The sequence below is a fragment of the Planomonospora sp. ID67723 genome (assembly GCF_015711605.1).
Classification (GTDB): Bacteria; Actinomycetota; Actinomycetes; order Streptosporangiales; family Streptosporangiaceae; genus Planomonospora_A.
In genome coordinates, this window is sequence record NZ_JABTEZ010000002.1 from 1,132,998 (window position 1) to 1,153,227 (window position 20,230).

The window sequence follows — 20,230 nt, forward strand, 5'->3', positions numbered from 1 at the left end:
ACGTCGATGCCAAACTCCTTCGGCTGAACGATAAGAGGCCTGCCGCGCGTTCGCCACATCGACATCTGTCCGCGTTCGGAGCAATTCCACACATGACGAGCAGCACTGAGGCCACCTCGAGCACCCCGCAGGTAGCGGTCAACGACATCGGGTCCGAGGAAGAGTTCCTCGCCGCGATCGACCTGACCATCAAGTACTTCAACGACGGCGACATCGTCGAGGGCACCGTCGTCAAGGTCGATCGAGACGAAGTTTTGCTCGACATCGGCTACAAGACCGAGGGCGTCATCCCCTCGCGTGAGCTCTCGATCAAGCATGATGTCGACCCGGCGGACGTCGTCGAGGTTGGCGAGCACGTCGAGGCCCTGGTCCTCCAGAAGGAGGACAAGGAAGGCCGTCTGATCCTGTCCAAGAAGCGCGCTCAGTACGAGCGGGCCTGGGGCACGATCGAGAAGATCAAGGACGAGGACGGCATCGTCACCGGCACCGTCATCGAGGTCGTCAAGGGTGGTCTCATCCTCGACATCGGCCTGCGCGGCTTCCTGCCGGCCTCCCTGGTCGAGATGCGCCGCGTCCGCGACCTGCAGCCGTACGTCGGCCGCGAGCTCGAGGCGAAGATCATCGAGCTGGACAAGAACCGCAACAACGTGGTTCTCTCCCGCCGCGCCTGGCTGGAGCAGACCCAGTCCGAGGTTCGCCAGACGTTCCTCAACACCCTGCAGAAGGGTCAGGTCCGCAAGGGCGTCGTCTCCTCGATCGTCAACTTCGGTGCGTTCGTGGACCTCGGCGGCGTCGACGGCCTGGTTCACGTCTCCGAGCTGTCCTGGAAGCACATCGACCACCCGTCCGAGGTCGTCGAGGTCGGCCAGGAGGTCACCGTCGAGGTTCTCGACGTGGACATGGAGCGCGAGCGCGTCTCCCTGTCGCTCAAGGCGACGCAGGAAGACCCGTGGCAGCAGTTCGCCCGGACCCACCAGATCGGCCAGGTCGTCCCGGGCCGCGTCACCAAGCTGGTGCCGTTCGGCGCGTTCGTCCGCGTCGAGGAGGGCATCGAGGGCCTGGTCCACATCTCCGAGCTGGCCGAGCGCCACGTCGAGATCCCCGAGCAGGTCGTCCAGGTCGGCGACGAGATCTTCGTGAAGATCATCGACATCGACCTCGACCGTCGCCGGATCTCCCTGTCGCTCAAGCAGGCGAACGAGGGTGCGATGGGCGCCGACGTCGAGTTCGACCCCACGCTGTACGGCATGGCGGCGACCTACGACGACCAGGGCAACTACATCTACCCCGAGGGCTTCGACCCGGAGACCGGCGAGTGGCTCGAGGGCTTCGACAAGCAGCGCGAGGAGTGGGAGCGGCAGTACGCCGAGGCCCAGACCCGCTTCGAGGCGCACAAGAAGCAGGTCGAGGAGGCCCGCAAGGCCGAGGCCGAGGCGGGCGAGGCTGCCCCCACGTCCTACTCCGGTGAGACCCCGGCCTCCAGCTCCACCAGCGGCTCCACCGCTCCGGCGGCGGGCGCCCTCGCCTCCGACGAGGCTCTCGCGGCCCTGCGCGAGAAGCTCGCCGGCGGTCAGAGCTGAGCCTCTGAGACACCGGTAGTTCCCTGAAGGGCCCCGCTCCGGCGGGGCCCTTCTCCTTTTCCCGCCCGGCTTCGGCCCCCGCCGCGGTTCCTCCGCCTCCGCTATGGTGGCGCCGTGGCAGTCATCGAGCGGGCCGGTTCCGGGGACGCGGGAGAGATCCTCACCGTGCAGCGCGCGGCCTACGTGAGCGAGGCCCAGCTCTACGGGGACCCGTTCATCCCGCCTCTGATCGAGCCGGTCGAGCAGGTGCGCAGGGTCATCGAGACCGGCACCGTGCTCGTCGCCCGCGACGGCCCGCGCGTCGTCGGCGCGGTCCGGGGCCAGATGTCCCAGACGACCTGCCTGGTCGGGCGGCTGGTCGTCGCGCCGGACATGCAGGGCCGGGGGATCGGCGGGGCTCTGCTGGCGGCCCTGCACGGCGAGGAGGCCGCGGCGCTCGCGTTCGACCTGTTCACCGGGCATCTGTCAGAGGGCAACCTGCGGCTCTACCGGCGGCACGGCTACCGTGAGGCCCGCAGGGAGCGGATGAGCGACCACCTGACTCTGGTGCACATGCGCCGGGAGGCCACGTGATCGCGGGCCGGGTCCCCGGAAAGCCCGCCGTACCCGTATGCTGCGGATCATGCTGAAGGTGGGGCTGACCGGAGGGATCGGGTCGGGCAAGAGCGAGGTGTCGCGGAGGCTGTCGGCTCTGGGTGCGACGGTGATCGACGCCGACAAGATCGCCCGCGAGGTCGTCGAGCCGGGGACCGAAGGGCTGGCGCGGGTCGCCGCGGTCTTCGGGGACGAGGTGCTCCACGATGACGGCACGCTCGACCGGGAGAAGCTCGGCTCGATCGTGTTCGCCGACTCCGAGAAGCTGGCCGCGCTCAACGCCATCGTGCATCCCCTGGTCGGGGCCAGGGTCGCCGAGCTGCAGAGCCAGGCCGACGATCACGCGGTCGTCGTCTACGACGTGCCGCTGCTGGCGGAGAACAACCTCGCCCCGATGTACGACGTGGTGGTCGTCGTCGACGCGGCCGACGAGATCCGGCTGGCCCGGCTCGTGGGCGTGCGCGGCATGACCGAGCAGGACGCCCGGGCCCGGATCGCCGCCCAGGCGTCGCGGGAGGAACGGCTGGCGATCGCCGACGTCGTCATCTCCAACGAGGGCTCCCTGGAGGACCTGGAGGCCCGCGTGGCGGAGGTCTGGGCCGGGCTCTCCGCGAGGGCCTGACCGCCCCGGAGAGACGCCTTCCAAGAGCTCCGTTCCCGGACCCGGGAGCGGGGCGACGGCCGCCGGCGCCGGAAAGCCCTGGACCTTCTGCGTTTCCTCGTTAACTTGGATATGTCGGCTGTCTGGGGCGAGGGCGGTGGCATGCGAGGGAAAGCTCTGCTGGGCTGGCTGGGTTCCAACGCGGAGGCGTTGATCGCACTGGTCATCGCGGTCGTGGCAGGCGTGCTCGGGCTCACCGGGGTGGCCTCGGTCGCCCACGTCAACAGCGCCATCCTGGTCACGCTCGCGGCGCTCTCGCTGGCGCTGCTGCGCGAGCGCTGGCGCAGCGAGGCCGACCCCGACACCCGCAAGGCACTGCTGACGGCCCAGGCCTCGCTGCAGAAGCTGCCGGAGCAGCTCGAGCGGATCAACACCGTCGACGGGATGCTCTCCGACGCCCGGGCCGCTCTGGACGAGGCGGCCAAGGTGAGGGTGCTGACCGGCAACGAGATCTCCCGCGTCCTGGCCGAAGCCAGGGCCGAGGCCAAAGAGTGGATCTTCAGGGGCGGGACGGCGACCTTCGTGCGGGCGGTGGTGATCCCCGAATGCGTGCGGCGGGCGCGGCAGAACCGCCGTGAGCTGAGCATCCGCCTGGAGATCCTCGACCCGGCCAACCACGAGCTGTGCGCGCGGTACGCGAACTACTTCCGGCGCATGGTCGACGACCCCAACGAGGACGAGCGGTCCTGGACCACCAAGGAAACGCAGGTGGAGCTGTACGCCACGATCCTCGCGGCCTGCTGGTGGCAGCAGCGGTACCCCCGCCTCAAAATCGCGGTGGGGCTCTCGTCCACCATGACCATCTTCCGCTGGGACATGACGCAGTCGTGCATGGTCATCACCGAGCGGGGGCCCCGTTTCCCGGCCATGCTGATCAAAGAGGGACGCTTCTACTACGACTACTGGCGCAACGAACTGGACGAGAGTTTCAACCAGGCGCGTCCGGTGCACCTGCGCCGTGCCCAGCTGCTGAGCGACGATCCCACGGTGGAGGAGGCGCGGGAGCTGTTCGCCCGGCTGGAGCTGCGGCTTCCGGACACCTACTCCGACGAGGACGTCGCGGAGGTCGTCAGGCACGCGGTCGCCCCCGAGAACCCGTATGCATGAGGCGGGCGCGGTCCGGGCCCTGCGCGAGGGCGACGTGGAGGGCATCGGCGGATGGGCGCGGCAGGCCGTCACCGAGCTCTGCACGGGGCGGCGCCGCATCGAGGCGGTCAGGCACCCGCTGGAGTTCGTGTGCGTGCCGCTTCACCGGGACGGACTCGCCGGGCTCTGCCTGCACCTGTGGGAGGGCGACGAGGAGCGGACGTGTCCCGTCGCCCACGCGCACAGCTGGGACCTGTGGAGCTACGTCCTGTCCGGCACGGTGTTCAACGAGATCCTCGACGTCCGCGACGACGCCACCCGCCGGGGCCGGCGCCTCTACCGGGTGGACAGCCTGGACGGCGTGGACGAGATCCGGCCCACCGAGCGCTTCGTCACCTCCGCGTGCGAGCGGCTGGAGGAGGTCCCCGCGGGACGCGTCTACCGGCTGGAGGCGGGCAGGTACCACCGCAGCGGGCACCGTGGCGCCACGGCGACCGTCGTGCTGGGGGAGCACCGCCCGGGGGCGTACAACCTGGTACTGGGCCCGCCCGCGGGCCGGTCGTCGGCGGGCCGCCGCGAGCCGTGCCCGGCGGAGGAGGTCCTGCCCCTGCTGGATTCCCTGGCCCGTGCCCCCGGCCTGCGCTGACCCGGCCTGCGCTGACCCGGCCTGCGCTGACCCGGCCTGCGCTGACCCGGCCTGCGCTGACCCGGCCGGCCGGTTCCGGTGACCGGGCGGGATCGCAGGTCCGTACGGCCGACGGCCCCGGCCCGGCGGACGGTGAGAGCCGGGGCGGGGCCGTACGACGTGGGAGAGGTCAGAACCAGCCGCGCTTCTGGGCCATCGCCTGCAGGCCGCCGCGCAGGGCCTGGTCGGCCTGGGCGGGGTTGTCGGTGTAGCGGACCGTGAAGCGGCTGTAGGTGTCGTGGCTGCCGCCGAAGGCGCCGCGCTTGTCGGCCTCCAGGATGACGTCCATCGCGTTCGGACCGGCGATGAAGGTCAGTTCCAGCTCGTTGAAGTGACGGCCGTACTCCGGACCCGCGTAGTACTCGATCTCCTGGAAGAACGGCATCTGCGAGCCGTGCAGGGTGCCGCGCTCCAGGTCGGCCTTCTTGAAGCGGAAGCCCATGCCGTCCAGGGCGCGCAGCACGTAGTCCTGGGCGGGCAGGGGGTTGACGAACAGCGGGTCGAGGTCACCCTTGTCGAGCGCGCCGGCCAGGGCGAGCTCGGTGGAGACGCCCAGCTGCATGCCGCGCAGCGGCTGGCCGGCGATGGCGCTGATCGGGGTCTCCCAGGGGACCGGGATCTCGAAGGGGGACGAGTGCGCGGCGCCGGCGGCCAGGTGGAACGGGCCCGCGACCTGGTGGCGCAGGAAGCTGTAGGTCGTCTTGTACTCGTTGTCGCCGCTCTCCACCTCCACCACCGCGGTGAAGTCGATGAAGATGCCCTCGACCTTGTAGTCGGAGCTGGTGCTGCGGAAGTTGACCTGCCCGCGCAGGAGCTCGCCGGGCCGGACGTTGGAGTTCTGCAGGACCGTGTCGACCTCGACGCCGGCGCCGAACGCGGCCTTCAGCTTGCGAAACACCATAAGGAGACTCCCAGAGGTAGAGAATTCAGTGGGTTGGGACGGAGTGGATCAGCGGTCTGCGCTGTGTTCAACGGAGGGCCTGGCCTGACCGTTCCCGCCGAGCTGCGGCAAGATCTGCGCCATGAGCAGGGTGGACAGCGCCGACGAGTCGCCCTGCCCGCCCGCCGTGCGGACGACGACGGGGCGCGGGGCGCTTTCGGCCAGCCGGGCGCCGACGTCCAGGCGGCGGCGGGCCAGCTCGTACTGGAGCACGGCGCGGTTGTCGCGGTAGGACTCGGCCAGGCGGCGCAGCGCCTTGGCCTCGTTCTCCGCCGAGGTGAGCTCGGCCCTGCCCTTGGCCTCGATCTCCCAGCGCACGCGCTGGGCCTCGGTCTCGTGTTCTTCCAGCATGCGGGCCACGTCCTTGCGCGCGGTGTTGGCGGCGGCTCTCACCTCGACGATACGCGCGTCCCGCGTTTTCTTTGAGCGTTCGATCTCCATGAGCAGGGTGTCGATCCTCCGCTTGCGGGTGAGCTCCCACTCCCGCTCGAAGGCCGACATCTCCTTGGCGACCTTCTCCCTGGTCGCCAAGTGCTGCTGGTAGGTGTCGGGAAGCTGCACGTCGGGGATGTTGGCGCCGGTGATGCGCACGCCGTACCGGCCGAGCTGGCGGTTGAGCGCGTCCTGCATGTCACCCACGTCGGAGCCGCGCAGGTCGTAGGCGCGCTCGGTGTTGACCCGGCGGCTGCGCTGGCGGATGGCGTCCTGCACGGCGCTGCTGAGCACGAGGTCGAAGTTGCCGGCGCCGATCGTCCGGACGAAGGCGACCGGGTCGACGATGCGGAACTTCAGGAAGAACTCGATCGACTTCAGCGGCACGTTCTCGGCGGTCGGGCAGGCCACGATCGGCGCCGAGTAGGGGATCTCGGTGGAGGTGTCCACCACCGCGTCGACCCGGTCCCACGGCAGCCACAGGTAGTGCCGGCCCGGGGGCAGGGTGCCGGTGACGGCCCCCCACCGGCTGCGCACGCCGGTGGTGCCCTCCTCGATCTCGATGATCGCTCTGCGCCAGAGCCAGATCACCGCGACGAACAGGGACAACACCGCGCCGGCCCCGGCCAGCAGGCCGAAGGTGCCGCCGGCGAACACCGCGGTGCCGGCCAGGTAGAGCGAGGCGAACAGCAGCGTCACCCAGGCGAAGCCGCGGCGGTCCTTGGGGATGACCACCGGCACGAGCTGGCCGGACTCACCGCCGCGCAGAAGCTGGCGGATGTCGGACCAGGCGGCCAGGGACTCCTTGATCTTCGAGAACTCTCTGCTCATGCTCTCAGGCCTCTTCCTGCGCGGCACGCGGCGCGGGGCTCTCTGCGGGGCTCGCTGCGGGGCTCGGGACGGTGCGCGCCGCCGCGGCGACGGGCACGGCGGACACCGTGGGATCGACGGCCGGGTTGAGCAGGGCGGTGATCTCCGCCTCGCGGTCCCCGACGCGCTTGCCGATCTCGGTGATCCGGGAGCGGATCGCGGCCATGTCCGCGTCCGAGAACAGCGCGGTCTCGCGGCCGCCGACGAGCTGCTGGGCCAGGGCCAGCAGGTCGATGTCGACGGTCTCGCCGACCTGGACCACGCGGGGCAGGTGCGCGGCCACGGACTCCAGCTTGTCGAGCAGGTCCTGCTGGAAACGGTAGTCCAGGATCTCCGGGGCCTCGGCGGCGCTCAGCGCCCTGATGTCCAGCGCCTGGGCCTCCAGCAGCGCGGCGTTGGCCTTGGCGGTCGACTCCGCCTCGACCAGCCGCTGACCCGCCTGGGCCTTCGCCTGGTGGGAGGCGCGCTCCAGCGCGGTGTCCATCCGGGCCTGGTAGCCGGCGATCTCGGCGTGGATGGCCGAGAGCTGCTCCTGCAGGCCGGCGAGCTCCTTGACCAGGTCGCCCTCGTTCTGCTCCTTGCGGAGCTGGAGCTCGTACTCGTAGGTGTAGGCCTCCTTGGCCACCCGGATCATCTCCGGGGCGGCCAGGTCCATCCGGTACTCCTGGCTGGAGGGCTCGGCGTGGGTGATGTTCACGTCGGTGAGCCGTACGGCGGGCAGGAACTGCTGGTTGAGGCTCTCCAGCATGCCGAGCGTGCTCTCGCCCACCAGGTCGTAGATGTCCTCGGCGCGCTGGGCGTAGATCAGGGAGCGGGTGACCTCGCTGATGGCGTTCTGCAGCTTGGCCTGGAAGCCGCCGACCGAGCCGAGCACGAAGATGAACTCGGCCGGGTCCTCGATCCGGAACTGCAGGAACAAGTCCACGCTGGCCTTGACGCCCTGCTGGGTCGGGGCTTCGCGGATGGGGGCGTTGAACGGGTACTCGCGGGTGGTGTTGACGATGTAGCTGACCCGCTTCCACGGGTTGAACAGCGTCACCCGGCCCGGCTCGGCTATCTGCACGAGCTTGCCGAACTTGGTGATCAGGGCCTTGCAGCCCTCGGGCACCATCACCACGCTCCGCCGCCACCACAGGAACGCGGCGGCCAGCACCAGCACGGCCCAGTAGTGCACGCCGAACAGCACCCGTGCACCCTCCGGGAGCCCGGTGGCGACCAGGCCGACCACGCCGAGCAGGGCCAGCACGACCAGAGGGACGACCACCCGGGCGGTGGTCCCCTTGGGGATCACGACGGGGGAGATCACGTGGACCGCCTCGCCGTTCTGGCCGCGCTCGCTGAAGCTGCGGTTGATGATCTCGCCGGCCTCGTTCAGGGAGGCGCTGCGGGCCTCGATGATCGTGCCGGTGGAGACCCCCTGGTCGCGAGCGGCCAGGAAGTCGGACGGGTTGAGCGAGAAGCCCTTCTCCCCGGGTGCCTGCCCGGCGCCGGGAATCCGCCCGGAGAACTGCCCCGCGACCTGGCCGACGGCCTGCCCGACCGCCTGGCGCGGGTCACCGCCCTGCGCGATCGCCTGAGCCGCCGCCGCGGCCGCCTGTCTGGCGGCCTCTCTTGGCCGGGACATCACACCTCCGAGATAGTCATGCACTGAAAGCCCGTTATGTCACTTTCGGTGAGCTTAGGCACGGGTAAGAGTAGAGGGCATCAGGCTTGCGAGCCGCTTGCCGAACAGTTGAATAAAGATTGTCGGCCCTGCCGCCTACAGTGGGACAGGTGAGGCCGGTAACAGATTTGCAGCGCAAGGTGGCCCCCTTCGAGGTCATCACGGACATGACCCCGTCGGGCGACCAGCCCACCGCCATCGCCGAGCTGGAACGGCGCATCAGGGCGGGTGAGAAGGACAACGTCCTGCTGGGCGCCACGGGAACGGGCAAGACGGCCACGGTCGCCTGGCTGATCGAGCGGCTGCAGCGTCCCGCCCTGGTCATGCAGCCCAACAAGACGCTCGCCGCGCAGTTCGCCAACGAGCTGCGCGAGATGATGCCCAACAACGCGGTCGAATACTTCGTCTCCTACTACGACTACTACCAGCCCGAGGCGTACGTCCCGCAGAGCGACACCTACATCGAGAAGGACTCCTCGATCAACGACGAGGTCGAGCGCCTGCGGCACTCGGCGACCAACTCCCTGCTCACCCGCCGCGACACGATCGTGGTCGCCTCGGTCTCGTGCATCTACGGCCTGGGCACCCCGCAGGAGTACGTCGACCGCATGGCACGGCTCCGCGTCGGCATGGAGGTCGAGCGCGACGACCTGCTGCGCCGCCTCGTCGACATGCAGTACACCCGCAACGACCTGGCCTTCACCCGGGGCACGTTCCGGGTGCGCGGCGACACCATCGAGATCATCCCGAAGTACGAGGAGCTCGCCGTCCGGATCGAGATGTTCGGCGACGAGATCGAGAAGCTCTCCACCATGCACCCGCTGACCGGTGAGGTGATCACGGAGGACGAGGAGCTCTACATCTTCCCCGCCTCCCACTACGTCGCGGGACCGGAGCGGATGGCCGGTGCCATCCGGAGCATCGAGGACGAGCTCGCAGCCAGGCTGGAGGAGCTGGAGCGGCAGGGCAAGCTGCTGGAGGCCCAGCGGCTGCGCATGCGCACCAGCTACGACCTGGAGATGATGCACCAGATCGGCACCTGCTCCGGCATCGAGAACTACTCGCGCCACATGGACGGAAGGGCCGCCGGCAGCGCTCCCAACACCCTGCTCGACTACTTCCCGGAGGACTTCCTGCTGGTCCTGGACGAGTCGCACCAGACCGTCCCGCAGATCGGCGCGATGTACGAAGGCGACGCCTCCCGCAAGCGCACCCTGGTCGACCACGGCTTCCGCCTGCCCTCGGCCATGGACAACCGACCGCTGAAGTGGGAGGAGTTCCTGGAGCGGATCGGCCAGACCGTCTACCTGTCGGCCACTCCGGGCTCGTACGAGCTGGGCAGGGTCAAGGGCGAGGTGGTCGAGCAGGTCATCCGCCCGACCGGCCTGGTCGACCCCGAGGTCGTCGTCAAGCCGACCACGTCCCAGATCGACGACCTGGTCCACGAGATCCGTCTGCGCACCGAGAAGGACGAGCGGGTCCTGGTCACCACCCTGACCAAGAAGATGGCCGAGGACCTCACCGACTACCTGCTGGAGCTGGGCATCCAGGTCCGCTACCTGCACAGCGAGGTCGACACCCTGCGCCGCATCGAGCTCCTGCGCGAGCTGCGGATGGGTGAGTTCGACGTGCTCGTCGGCATCAACCTGCTCCGCGAGGGCCTCGACCTGCCCGAGGTGTCACTGGTGGCCATCCTCGACGCCGACAAGGAGGGCTTCCTGCGCTCGGAGACCTCGCTGATCCAGACCATCGGCCGCGCGGCCCGCAACGTCTCCGGCCAGGTCCACATGTACGCCGACCGGATCACCCCGTCCATGGAGCGGGCGATCGAGGAGACCAACCGCCGCCGGGCCAAGCAGGTGGCCTACAACGAGGCCCACGGCATCGACCCGAAGCCGCTCCGCAAGAAGATCGTCGACATCCTCGACTCGCTCAACCGCGAGGACGCCGACACCGCGCAGCTCCTCGGCGGCAGCGGACGCCAGCAGTCGCGCGGAAAGGCGCCGGTCCCCGGCTTCGCCTCCAAGGCCGCCGGGCAGCACGCCAAGGCCATCGCCGGGGAGATGCCGCGCGCCCAGCTGGAGGAGATGATCGAGTCGCTGACCGAGCAGATGCACCAGGCCGCCGCCGACCTGCAGTTCGAGGTCGCCGCCCGCCTCCGCGACGAGATCAAGGAGCTCAAGCGCGAGGTCCGCGACATGCGCGAGGCGGGGGTCTCCTGATCCACGGCGCAGTCTGATCCACGGCGCAGTCCGAACCGCGGCGCAGTCCGAACCGCGGCGCAGTCTGAACCGCGGCGCCGCTCTCCGCCGGTCCGGGCGTTCTCGTCGCCCGGCCGCGGCGCCGGTTCTCGATCCGGGGCGCTTCCCCGCGGCCGCGGTGCGCTCCTCCGGTCACCGGCGTCGTCTCGGCCCGGAGACGCCGCTTTCCGGCCCCCGGGAGGCGGCGTTCCCGGGCGGGTAAACCGCTCGCCCGCGGGCGAGGCCGACGGATATGGTCGCCGGGTTCGGGGATCAGGACGGAGGCGGGAGCGGAATGCGCAGCTGTGCCGAGTGCGGGTGCCCGGAGTACGGCGGAGCCCCCGGCTGCGCCCGCTGCCGGGCCCTCCTCGACGGTCTCGTCGAGGAGGGCTGGCGCGCGTTCCTGCGGCGCGAGTTCGGTAGGGCGGAGCCGTCTCCGGAGGAGGAGACGGCGATCGCCGGGATGGTCGCCGAGGAGCCGGACCGGCATGACTGGCGGGTCGTGGACGCCGCCCTGGACCGGTTGACGTGCGCCGGGTGCGGTTCGCGGCTGGGCCGGGGTCCTCGAGGCTGCCCGCCGTGCGACCTGGCCGACGGCTTCCGCTACTCGGCGATCGAGACCGACCGTCCGGGCGTGCCCCCGGGCAACGAGCACGCGGTCCGGGTCGGCGTCTCCGTGGTGCGCGCCGCCCACCGGCAGTCGCCCCATGCGGTGCTGGGCTGGCGCGCGGGCCTGCCCGCCCTGCTGGAGGGCTTCCTGCCGACCACGACGCAGGCCCAGGCGATGCGCGCGAGGATCAACGCCGGGGCGACCTATGAGGAACTGGCGGAGGCCTACGGCGATCTCAGCCCTGGATGAACGTGCTCAGATCGAGATCGATGTCCACGTCGAAGCCGATGTCCGTGCGGAGCCGTCCGCGGTGCACGCCGGTGGGAACGTAGGCCTTCACCGCCGGCTCCAGCTCGAAGGTGTAGACGACGGCCCGGTCGTCTTCCTGCTCCACTCGCCAGAGATGTTTGATTCCCGCGTCCGAGTACTTGATGGGCTTGGTGGTCCGGTCTCTTTCGACGGATTCCGGTGAGACCACTTCGACGACGAGATGCACGTCCTCCGGTTTGAAGGAAGTCACGTGGAGGCTTGTCATCGCGGACTTTTCGACGACCATGACGTCAGGCTCGGGACGCTGGCGTAATCCGAGAGTCACTGTCATCTCTCGTACGACCATCAGATCGGGGGAAGGCTTGACCCGTGTTCTCTGTCGATTAACAGATTGATGATGAGCATGTGAAATGCCGTCTGCGGCGGCATCATGATGAGCGACCCATCGATCAGCTCGACGTGCCGGGGCGCGTCGGCGGGGAGACGATCGAGCATGTCGGCCATCCACCCGCCGGGCGGGCCCGGATAGAACCACTCGGGCAACGCCGTGGTCATCCTTGACCTCCTCCATGGCAGCTGAGGTCGACATTACGTGTTCATCATGCCACAGAAGGTAGTCGTCAGCGGGGCTCTTCCGGGCGTGCGCGGTCGATCATCGTGCGGTTGTAGAGCTCGTCGATCTGGTCCAGGGGGTCGGCGACCGGAGCCTGGCGGCGGGCCTCGATCTCCAGGTCGGTGCGGCTCTGGATCTCGTCGATGCCGCTCGCCGAGTGCGCCATCTGGTCGTTGATCAGGTCGGCGCGGATCCGCGCGCAGGCCGCGGTCAGCTTGGCGTGGTGCTCGCGCAGGCGGGAGAGCGTGGCGTGGTCGACGTAGGCCGAGACGCGGCTCTGCTGGGCGTAGCGGCTCAGCTGGGCGTCGAGCTGGTCGGCGTGTGAACCGATCTCGGCCACCAGCTGCGGCAGCTCGCCCAGGCCCCAGCCGCCCTGCAGGGCGTCGTCGACGGCCTGGCGGGTGATGGAGACCTCGCGGCGCAGGTCCAGCCGCATGCGCTCGGCCTCGCCGGCGTCGCCGGGGTCCATCGCGGCCACGTGGGAGACCACCCGGGTCGTCACCTTCCGGGCCTTCTTGGTGGCCTTCTTGCCCACCTTGACCAGAAGGTAGATGCCGGCCCCTCCCAGGATGAGGAGGAACAGCAGGATCACCAGGGCGATGGTGAGGAAAGTGCCGATCGGAGCCACCTCCCGGTGGGGGTCGTTCGAGGTCTTTCGAGCATATCCGCCTATCCGCCTGCACGCGGTTTCCGGAGACCGCGGACGGACCGCCGCATGGCGCGCGTCCCTTCCCGCCCGGTCGGCGCCCCCTGCTCGCGAACCGGTCGAGGTGCCGGGCGCCGAGGGGCGTCGGGGTGCCGCGGTCAGCCGGGACGCGCTCGGCCGCGGCCCGGCACGCGGCGGCGGCGGCGCCGTACCCTCCGCAGCACCCACCAGGCGAGCAGGGCCAGGGCCGCCACCACCGCGAGGACCAGGACCGGAAGGAAGACCGCGACCAGGCTGATGCCGAGCGAGCCGGCGTCCTCCACCGTGCTCACCACCGGTGCGCCCACCCCGGCGGTCGAGGCGTTGACCACGGGCCTGGCGGTCGTCTTCATCACGTGCACGGCCAGCGCGACCCCGATGCCGAGCACCCAGCTCACCCAGGGGCGCTCGCTCATCCACGTCGAGCCGTCGAGGCGGGCCGCGGCCTCCGTCGCGCTGAACACCACGCCGCCGGAGGCCGGGCGGACCACCGTCTGGATCATGTCGTTGACGCTGTCGACCACGGGGACCTTGTCCAGCACGACCTCGGCCAGGAGCAGGACGCCGATGATCGACAGCACCCAGCCGTTCGCCAGCCAGGCGAAATCCTGCGGCAGCCGTACCTGGTCGGTGAAGTTGGCCAGCAGGCCCACCACCAGCAGCGGGATGTAGGCGTTGAGCCCGGCCGCGGTGGAAAGGCCCAGGCCGGTCAGGGCGGCGAGCATCGCACCTCCGTGGTTGTCCTCGCCCTTCCAACGATTGCCGGCCGGGGATGGATCCCGCCGGTCCCGGTGAGATCCGAAATCCGCCGGAACCCTCGCGACTTCCCCGCATTGCGAGCGGTGCTCCCCGGAGCGGGACGAGGGGCGTGCCCGGGCCCGCCCCTCACTCCGGGGGTCGGCCCAGGACGGCCCGGGCCCGCCCGACGGCGGCGGAGAACTCCTCGACCATGTCGTGGACGACCCGCCGGGCGGGTCTCACCCGGTCGAGCTGCCCGACGACCTGGCCCACGAAATAGCCGGCGAGCTCCCGCGCGCCCGGGTTGCCGCTCTCGGCCGCCCGCACGATCCTGGCCATCGCCCCCTCGGCGAGCAGCATCTGCAACGGCATCGGCAGCGGACCCGGGCTCTGCGGGGCCTCGTCCCACTCCCGGGTCCAGGCGGAGGCCAGCTGCCGGGCGGGCTTGCCGGTCCGCGAGCGCGACCGCACGGTATCCGAGGAGGTGGCGGCAAGCATCTTGCGCTTGACCGACGGCGGCGTCTCGGCCTCCTCCGTGGTCAGCCAGACCGAGCCGCACCACACTCCCTCGGCGCCCAGCGCGAGGGCGGCCGCCATCTGGCGGCCGTCGGCGATCCCGCCCGCCGCCAGCACCGGGACGTCCACGGCGTCCACCACCTGGGGGACCAGAACCATGGTGGAGATCTCGCCGGTGTGCCCGCCCGCCTCCGACCCCTGCGCCACGATGACGTCGACTCCGGCGGCGACCTGGCGCCGGGCGTGTTCGACGGTCCCCACCAGCGCGGCCACCGGCACTCCCGCCCTCCTCGCCCGAGCCGTCATCTCGGGCGGCGGCGGGCCGAGCGCGCTGGCGATCAGGCCGATCGGGTGCCGCAGCGCCACGTCGACCAGCCCGCCCGCGCCCTCGGCCGTCATCCTCCTGCCCACCTCGTCGGCGTAGGCGGACAACGAGTCGGAGAGCGGCTCCATCGTGCCCACGCCGTACTTGGCGAACAGGTGCGCCACGAAGTCGCGGTGGCGTTCGGGGATGAAGTCGGCCAGGCGGGTGCCCCGATCGGCGACGGAGGCGTCGATCCCGCCGGGGACGAGCACGTCCACGCCGTACGGCCGGCCGCCGACGCGCTCGTCGATCCAGCTCAGCTCGGTGTCGAGCTGCCCGGGGGAGTAGGCGACGGCGCCGAGCACCCCGAAGCCGCCCGCGTTGGTCACCGCGGCGACCACGTCGCGGCAGTGGCTGAAGGCGAAGAGCGGGAACTCGACGCCGAACATCTCACAGATCGCGGTCCGCATGCCGCGACCGTAGTTCCCAGAACCTTGTTCGGTCCAGAGGCGGGGCGGCCCGGGATCAGACGGCGTCCAGCGCGGGGCGGACGGCCCCCTCCGCCACGGTCCTCCCCGGGGCGGGGAGGCGGGCGCCGTTGAGGTGGGGCGGCTGCCAGCCGTCGCCGGGGGTGTAGCGGCGCACGACCTTGGCGGGGACGCCCGCGATCACGCTGTGGTCGGGGAACTCGCCGCGGACCACCGCGCCGCCCGCGACCACGCACTGGCGGCCGATCCGGGTGCCCGGAAGGATGATCGCGCCGGTGCCCAGCCACGAGCCCGAGCCGATCGAGACCGCCTTGTTGCGCGGCCACTGACGGCCGATCGGGACCTCGGGGTCGTCGTAGACGTGGTTCTGGTCGGTGATGTAGACGTACGGCCCGGTGAACACGTGGTCGCCGATGTCGATCGACTGGTGACCGACGATGTGGCTGCCCCGGCCGATCGAACAGCTCCCGCCGATCCGCACGATCGAGTCCGGGCCCAGGTCCACCCCCGGCCCCATGCCCGCGGAGATGGAGACGCGCTCGCCGACGAGGGTGTGATCGCCGATCTCGATCCAGGCCTCGCCGAAGATCGCGCCGACGGGGAAGGAGAGGCAGGTGCCGTCGCCCAGGCGGCGGAACCGGTAACCGGCCGGGCTGGCCGGGCTGACCGCACCGGCCGCGCGGATCGCGCTCCAGCAGCGGTGGATGAGGGTGCCGGCGGCCCGCCGTACCAGGTCACGAAGCGACATAAAGGCCCAAGTTACTCCTTGGTCAGCTAAGAGCGGAACGTGGGGGCAGGGGGTGTACGGGCACCTCGCGGGCGCGGTTTGATAATCTGAGAGCCCGTGGACCTGTAGGCCGCCCATCAGGGTGCGCCGACTGATCTGTCACGACCACGGGAGACTTCTTGCGCAGCGCCGCACACACCAAGCATCTGTTCGTCACCGGCGGCGTCGCCTCCAGTCTCGGAAAGGGACTGACGGCCTCCAGCCTGGGACGCCTTCTCAAGCTGCGTGGCCTCCGGGTCACGATGCAGAAACTCGACCCCTACCTCAACGTCGACCCCGGGACGATGAACCCGTTCCAGCACGGCGAGGTCTTCGTCACCGACGACGGGGCCGAGACCGACCTCGACGTCGGCCACTACGAGCGCTTCCTCGACACCGAGCTGCACGGCTCGGCCAACGTGACCACCGGCCAGGTCTACTCCAACGTCATCGCCAAGGAGCGCCGCGGCGAATACCTGGGCGACACCGTCCAGGTCATCCCGCACATCACCAACGAGATCAAGGACCGCATCCGGTCCATGGCCGGTCCCGACGTCGACGTGGTCATCACCGAGGTCGGCGGCACCGTCGGCGACATCGAGTCGCTGCCCTTCCTGGAAGCCGTCCGCCAGGTCCGCCACGAGGTCGGCCGCGACAACGTGTTCTTCCTGCACGTCTCGCTGCTGCCGTACATCGGGCCGAGCGGGGAGCTGAAGACCAAGCCGACCCAGCACTCGGTCGCCGCGCTGCGCAACATCGGCATCCAGCCCGACGCGATCGTCCTGCGCTCCGACCGCCCGGTCACCAACGCGATCAAGCGCAAGATCAGCCTCATGTGCGACGTGGACGAGGACGCGGTGGTCTCCGCGGTCGACGCGGCGAGCATCTACGACATCCCCAAGGTGCTGCACTCCGAGGGGCTGGACGCCTACGTCGTGCGCCGCCTGGGCCTGCCCTTCCGCGACGTGGTCTGGAAGGAGTGGGAGCAGCTCCTGCGCCGGGTGCACCACCCGGCCAAGGAGGTCACCATCGCGCTGGTCGGCAAATACATCGACCTGCCCGACGCCTACCTGTCGGTCACCGAGGCGCTGCGCGCGGGCGGCTTCGCCAACGACGCGCGGGTCAACATCCGCTGGGTCAAGAGCGACGACTGCGAGACCCCCGAGGGCGCCGGGCGCGAGCTGGACGGCGTCGACGGCGTGCTCATCCCCGGCGGATTCGGCGTGCGCGGCATCGAGGGCAAGCTCGGCGCGGTCCGCCACGCCCGCGAGAACCGCATCCCGCTGCTCGGCCTCTGCCTCGGCATGCAGTGCATGGTCATCGAGGCCGCCCGCAACCTCGCCGGCATCGAGGACGCCGGCAGCACCGAGTTCGACCCCGAGACCGCCCACCCGGTCATCTCCACCATGGCCGACCAGGAGGACGTGGTCTCCGGCGAGCGTGACATGGGCGGCACCATGCGCCTGGGCCTGTACACCGCCAAGCTCGCCGAGGGCTCCCTGGCGCGCCAGCTCTACGGCAAGGCCAAGGCGGACGAACGCCACCGCCACCGTTACGAGGTCAACAACACCTACCGCGAGCAGCTGGAGAAGGCCGGCATGGTCTTCTCGGGCCTGTCGCCCGACGGCCGCCTGGTGGAGTACGCCGAGCTGCCCGTCGACGTGCACCCGTTCTTCATCGGCACCCAGGCGCACCCCGAGTTCCGTTCCCGGCCGACCCGCTCGCACCCGATGTTCAAGGGCCTCATCGGCGCCGCCCTCACCTACGCCGACGGGCGCGGCACCGTCGCCAGGGCCGGGCGGGGAAAGTGAGCGACGTGACCGAGGGCTTCCGGGACGTCGAGGACGCCCCCGAGGAGTGGAAGGTCGTCTCCACCACCCGGCACTTCGGCGCCCGCGTCATCTCCGGGATCACCGACGCGGTCGTCATGCCGGACGGCGACGTCGTCGACCGCGACTACGTGACCCACCCCGGCTCGGTGGCCGTGGTCGCGCTGGACGGGCGGGAGCGGGTGCTGCTGATCCGGCAGTACCGCCATCCGGCCCGCCGCCTGCTCTGGGAGCTGCCCGCCGGGCTGCGGGACGTCGAGGACGAGCCGTTGCACGTCAACGCCGCCCGCGAGCTGGCCGAGGAGGCGGGCTACCGGGCCACGACCTGGCACACCCTCGTCGACGCCTTCACCTCGCCGGGGATGACGAACGAGCGCACCCGGATCTTCCTCGCCAGGGACGTCAGCCCCATCCCCGCCGAGGAGCTCGACTACGTGCGCAGGCACGAGGAAGCCGACATGCCGGTGGTCTGGATCCCCCTGGCGGACGCGGTCCGGCGCGCCCTGGGAGGAATGATCCACAATTCCCAGGCCGTGGCCGGTATCCTCGCCGCATACGCCGCCTCGGCGGACGGCTTCGCCTCGCTGCGGCCCGCCGACGCGCCGGAGGCATGACGGGAGGACACCCTGAGCGAGACGGAGGCCGTGCTCTCCAGCTACCTCGCCCACCTGGCGGGGGAGCGAGGGCTGGCCGCCAACACCCTGGCCTCCTATCGCCGTGACCTCGTGCGGTACGTGGAGCACCTGAAGAACCGGGGGCACGTCACCTTCGGCGGGGTCGCCGAGGACGACGTCACGGCCTTCCTGGCCGCGCTGCGCGAGGGCGACGACGAGCATCGGGCCCTCGTCGCCAGCTCGGCGGCGCGGGCCGTGTCCGCCGTCCGCGGCCTGCACCGTTTCGCGCTGCGCGAGGGCGTCTCCGGCCACGACCCGGCCTACCGGATCCGTCTGCCGCGCCAGCTCCGCCGCCAGCCCAAGGCGATCGGGGTGGAGGAGGTCGAGCGGCTGATCGCGGCCTCCGGCCCCGACGGGGCCCCGCTCACGCTGCGCAACCGGGCCCTGCTGGAACTGCTGTACGGCACCGGCGCGCGCATCTCCGAGGCGGTCGGCCTCGCCGTGGACGACGTCGACCTCGACCCGGCGGCCCCGCAGGTCAGACTGGGCGGCAAGGACGGGCGGACCCGCCCGGTGCCGCTCGGGCGCTTCGCCGGGGAGGCGCTGGAGGCCTATCTCACCCGGGCCCGCCCGGGCATCGCCGCCCACGGCCGGGGCACCTCCGGACTGTTCCTCAACGCCCGCGGCGGCAGGCTCACCCGCCAGGGCGCCTGGGAGGTCCTCCAGGCCGCCGCCGAGCGCGCGGGGCTGGCCGGGGTGTCGCCGCACATGTTGCGGCATTCGTTCGCAACGCACCTCCTGGACGGCGGCGCGGACGTTAGGGTGGTCCAGGAGCTACTCGGCCGTGCCTCGGCGGTGACCACCACCCAGGTGCACACCCCGGCGACGGCCGACGGGCTCCGGGAGATATACGCCGCGGCGCACCCGCGTGGGCGGCGCTGACTGCCGTTGCGGCCGGGCGTGCCGTCTTGCCGCATACGTGTTGTCGTCATAGTGTCCGTCCGGACGGTCCGGTTCGAGACCGTCAGGGAGGTTCGACTGGTGACTGTGACCACCGACGGTTCTATCCGGGGTACGGCCCCCGGAAACCCCGAGAATCCCTGGGGGGACACCAAGACCGCCGGGGCCCCTCGCAGCGGGGGAATTCTCGGCCCGACCGGGCGGCCCCGCCCGGTGTTCCCCGACCCGCGCCCGCGGACGGTCCACGGACCGGCCCGCGTCGTCGCCATGGTCAACCAGAAGGGCGGTGTGGGGAAGACGACCACCACCATCAACCTGGGCGCGGCGCTGGCCGAGGCGGGGCTGAAGGTGCTGCTGGTCGACTTCGACCCGCAGGGAGCCCTCTCGGTGGGGCTCGGGATCAACCCGCTCCAGCTCGACCTGACGGTCTACAACCTCCTCATGGACCGCCAGGTCACCGCGGAGGACGTGCTGCTGGAGACCGGCGTCGAGAACATGGACCTGCTGCCCAGCAACATCGACCTGTCCGCGGCCGAGGTCCAGCTCGTCACGGAGGTCGCCCGCGAGCAGGTGCTCGGCCGGGTGATCAAGCCCCTGCTGCCCGAATACGACGTCTGCCTGATCGACTGCCAGCCCTCCCTGGGCCTGCTCACGATCAACGCGCTCGCCTGCGCGCACGGCGTCATGGTCCCGCTGGAGTGCGAGTTCTTCGCGCTGCGCGGTGTCGCGCTGCTGATGGACACCATCATCAAGGTCCAGGAGCGCATCAACGACGAGCTGGTGATCGAGGGCCTGCTCGCCACGATGTACGACGCGCGCACCCTGCACGGCCGCGAGGTGCTGGCCCGGGTGGTCGAGGCCTTCGACGAGAAGGTCTACCACACCGTGATCAACCGAACGGTCCGCTTCCCCGACGCCACCGTGGCCGGTGAGCCCATCACCAGCTTCGACTCCTCCTCCCTCGGCGCCAGCGCCTACCGCGAGCTGGCCCGCGAGGTCCTCGCCCGGTGGGACGCGCAGGGCAGGTGAGCCCGGCCCCGGGGCGGGGCGGGTGAGGCGCCCTCCGGGCGGCACACCTCAGGACGG

At 70.6% G+C, this 20,230-nt stretch carries 20 protein-coding genes; 11 read left to right on the forward strand and 9 right to left on the reverse strand.

The window, feature by feature from the left end; all coding sequences use genetic code 11:
* Positions 1 to 92 precede the first annotated feature (92 nt).
* From rpsA to HS041_RS39770, 5 genes are all read left to right on the forward strand, one after another.
* Entirely contained in the window at positions 93 to 1,580 is a 1,488-nt protein-coding gene (gene rpsA, locus HS041_RS17740) for a 30S ribosomal protein S1 (protein WP_196441772.1), read from the forward strand.
* Positions 1,581 to 1,694: 114 nt separating this feature from the next.
* Positions 1,695 to 2,153 (forward strand): GNAT family N-acetyltransferase, encoded by a 459-nt coding sequence (locus tag HS041_RS17745; RefSeq protein ID WP_196441773.1) that lies wholly within the window; start codon positions 1,695 to 1,697, stop codon positions 2,151 to 2,153.
* 49 nt (positions 2,154 to 2,202) lie between these two features.
* Complete coding sequence (gene coaE / locus HS041_RS17750) at positions 2,203 to 2,796, forward strand: dephospho-CoA kinase (protein WP_196441774.1); 594 nt, start codon at positions 2,203 to 2,205, stop codon at positions 2,794 to 2,796.
* Positions 2,797 to 2,937: 141 nt separating this feature from the next.
* Complete coding sequence (locus HS041_RS17755) at positions 2,938 to 3,942, forward strand: DUF1328 domain-containing protein (protein WP_196441775.1); 1,005 nt, start codon at positions 2,938 to 2,940, stop codon at positions 3,940 to 3,942.
* A complete protein-coding gene (locus tag HS041_RS39770) occupies positions 3,935 to 4,567 on the forward strand; it encodes a hypothetical protein (RefSeq protein WP_196441776.1) in 633 nt (210 codons plus the stop codon). The genes HS041_RS17755 and HS041_RS39770 overlap by 8 nt, the downstream gene beginning before the upstream one ends.
* A gap of 169 nt (positions 4,568 to 4,736) precedes the next feature.
* On the opposite strand, the gene HS041_RS17765 is transcribed toward HS041_RS39770, so the two are convergent.
* From HS041_RS17765 to HS041_RS17775, 3 genes are read right to left on the reverse strand one after another with little or no spacing between them, the layout of a single operon-like run.
* The gene (locus HS041_RS17765; protein WP_196441777.1) at positions 4,737 to 5,507 is read right to left on the reverse strand and encodes a sporulation protein; all 771 of its coding nucleotides are present in this window, start codon (positions 5,505 to 5,507) and stop codon (positions 4,737 to 4,739) included.
* A 48-nt stretch (positions 5,508 to 5,555) separates the two neighbouring features.
* Positions 5,556 to 6,809 carry an SPFH domain-containing protein gene (locus tag HS041_RS17770; protein WP_196441778.1) on the reverse strand — a complete coding sequence of 418 codons (1,254 nt, stop codon included), beginning with the start codon at positions 6,807 to 6,809 and terminating at the stop codon, positions 5,556 to 5,558.
* Positions 6,810 to 6,813: 4 nt separating this feature from the next.
* Positions 6,814 to 8,472 carry an SPFH domain-containing protein gene (locus HS041_RS17775; protein ID WP_230879107.1) on the reverse strand — a complete coding sequence of 553 codons (1,659 nt, stop codon included), beginning with the start codon at positions 8,470 to 8,472 and terminating at the stop codon, positions 6,814 to 6,816.
* Between the two features lie 149 nt (positions 8,473 to 8,621).
* Between HS041_RS17775 and uvrB the strand changes: the two genes are divergently transcribed.
* Positions 8,622 to 10,733, forward strand: a complete 2,112-nt coding sequence (gene uvrB / locus HS041_RS17780) for an excinuclease ABC subunit UvrB (RefSeq protein ID WP_196441779.1) — start codon at positions 8,622 to 8,624, stop codon at positions 10,731 to 10,733.
* 313 nt (positions 10,734 to 11,046) lie between these two features.
* Entirely contained in the window at positions 11,047 to 11,610 is a 564-nt protein-coding gene (locus tag HS041_RS17785) for a hypothetical protein (RefSeq protein WP_230879108.1), read from the forward strand.
* Here the strand turns inward: HS041_RS17785 and HS041_RS40060 are convergent.
* From HS041_RS40060 to HS041_RS17810, 6 genes are all read right to left on the reverse strand, one after another.
* Entirely contained in the window at positions 11,597 to 11,977 is a 381-nt protein-coding gene (locus tag HS041_RS40060) for a Uma2 family endonuclease (RefSeq protein ID WP_307845346.1), read from the reverse strand. The genes HS041_RS17785 and HS041_RS40060 overlap by 14 nt on opposite strands.
* Positions 11,977 to 12,186: a hypothetical protein gene (locus HS041_RS40065; RefSeq protein WP_307845347.1), complete on the reverse strand. Its 210-nt coding sequence runs from the start codon at positions 12,184 to 12,186 to the stop codon at positions 11,977 to 11,979. Before HS041_RS40065 ends, HS041_RS40060 begins: the two co-directional genes overlap by 1 nt.
* A gap of 65 nt (positions 12,187 to 12,251) precedes the next feature.
* Positions 12,252 to 12,872 (reverse strand): hypothetical protein, encoded by a 621-nt coding sequence (locus HS041_RS17795; protein WP_196441780.1) that lies wholly within the window; start codon positions 12,870 to 12,872, stop codon positions 12,252 to 12,254.
* Positions 12,873 to 13,048: 176 nt separating this feature from the next.
* Entirely contained in the window at positions 13,049 to 13,654 is a 606-nt protein-coding gene (locus HS041_RS17800) for a DUF4126 domain-containing protein (RefSeq protein ID WP_196441781.1), read from the reverse strand.
* Between the two features lie 160 nt (positions 13,655 to 13,814).
* Positions 13,815 to 14,957, reverse strand: coding sequence for an NAD(P)H-dependent flavin oxidoreductase (locus HS041_RS17805; protein WP_196441782.1), 1,143 nt, complete (start codon positions 14,955 to 14,957; stop codon positions 13,815 to 13,817).
* A 55-nt stretch (positions 14,958 to 15,012) separates the two neighbouring features.
* Positions 15,013 to 15,723 carry an acyltransferase gene (locus tag HS041_RS17810; protein ID WP_230879109.1) on the reverse strand — a complete coding sequence of 237 codons (711 nt, stop codon included), beginning with the start codon at positions 15,721 to 15,723 and terminating at the stop codon, positions 15,013 to 15,015.
* Positions 15,724 to 15,881: 158 nt separating this feature from the next.
* Here HS041_RS17810 and pyrG point away from each other — a divergent pair, with 158 nt between their 5' ends.
* The 4 genes from pyrG to HS041_RS17830 all read left to right on the forward strand — a co-directional run bounded on the left by pyrG (position 15,882) and on the right by HS041_RS17830 (position 20,173).
* Positions 15,882 to 17,552, forward strand: coding sequence for a CTP synthase (gene pyrG / locus HS041_RS17815; protein WP_196441783.1), 1,671 nt, complete (start codon positions 15,882 to 15,884; stop codon positions 17,550 to 17,552).
* A 5-nt stretch (positions 17,553 to 17,557) separates the two neighbouring features.
* Complete coding sequence (locus HS041_RS17820) at positions 17,558 to 18,184, forward strand: NUDIX domain-containing protein (protein ID WP_196441784.1); 627 nt, start codon at positions 17,558 to 17,560, stop codon at positions 18,182 to 18,184.
* A gap of 12 nt (positions 18,185 to 18,196) precedes the next feature.
* Positions 18,197 to 19,126: a tyrosine recombinase gene (locus tag HS041_RS17825; protein ID WP_196442562.1), complete on the forward strand. Its 930-nt coding sequence runs from the start codon at positions 18,197 to 18,199 to the stop codon at positions 19,124 to 19,126.
* 99 nt (positions 19,127 to 19,225) lie between these two features.
* The gene (locus tag HS041_RS17830) at positions 19,226 to 20,173 is read left to right on the forward strand and encodes a ParA family protein (protein WP_196441785.1); all 948 of its coding nucleotides are present in this window, start codon (positions 19,226 to 19,228) and stop codon (positions 20,171 to 20,173) included.
* Positions 20,174 to 20,230: the final 57 nt, after the last annotated feature.

Excerpts from the sequence above, each read along its gene's own strand:
- HS041_RS40060 (WP_307845346.1), bottom strand. The coding sequence starts at position 11,977 with ATGGTCGTACGAGAGATGACAGTGACTCTCGGATTACGCCAGCGTCCC.
- HS041_RS17805 (WP_196441782.1), bottom strand. The coding sequence starts at position 14,957 with ATGCGGACCGCGATCTGTGAGATGTTCGGCGTCGAGTTCCCGCTCTTC.
- HS041_RS39770 (WP_196441776.1), top strand. The coding sequence starts at position 3,935 with ATGCATGAGGCGGGCGCGGTCCGGGCCCTGCGCGAGGGCGACGTGGAG.
- HS041_RS17775 (WP_230879107.1), bottom strand. The coding sequence starts at position 8,472 with ATGTCCCGGCCAAGAGAGGCCGCCAGACAGGCGGCCGCGGCGGCGGCT.
- HS041_RS17785 (WP_230879108.1), top strand. The coding sequence starts at position 11,047 with ATGCGCAGCTGTGCCGAGTGCGGGTGCCCGGAGTACGGCGGAGCCCCC.
- rpsA (WP_196441772.1), top strand. The coding sequence starts at position 93 with ATGACGAGCAGCACTGAGGCCACCTCGAGCACCCCGCAGGTAGCGGTC.
- HS041_RS17770 (WP_196441778.1), bottom strand. The coding sequence starts at position 6,809 with ATGAGCAGAGAGTTCTCGAAGATCAAGGAGTCCCTGGCCGCCTGGTCC.
- coaE (WP_196441774.1), top strand. The coding sequence starts at position 2,203 with ATGCTGAAGGTGGGGCTGACCGGAGGGATCGGGTCGGGCAAGAGCGAG.
- HS041_RS40065 (WP_307845347.1), bottom strand. The coding sequence starts at position 12,186 with ATGACCACGGCGTTGCCCGAGTGGTTCTATCCGGGCCCGCCCGGCGGG.
- HS041_RS17810 (WP_230879109.1), bottom strand. The coding sequence starts at position 15,723 with ATGTCGCTTCGTGACCTGGTACGGCGGGCCGCCGGCACCCTCATCCAC.
- HS041_RS17765 (WP_196441777.1), bottom strand. The coding sequence starts at position 5,507 with ATGGTGTTTCGCAAGCTGAAGGCCGCGTTCGGCGCCGGCGTCGAGGTC.
- HS041_RS17800 (WP_196441781.1), bottom strand. The coding sequence starts at position 13,654 with ATGCTCGCCGCCCTGACCGGCCTGGGCCTTTCCACCGCGGCCGGGCTC.
- HS041_RS17755 (WP_196441775.1), top strand. The coding sequence starts at position 2,938 with ATGCGAGGGAAAGCTCTGCTGGGCTGGCTGGGTTCCAACGCGGAGGCG.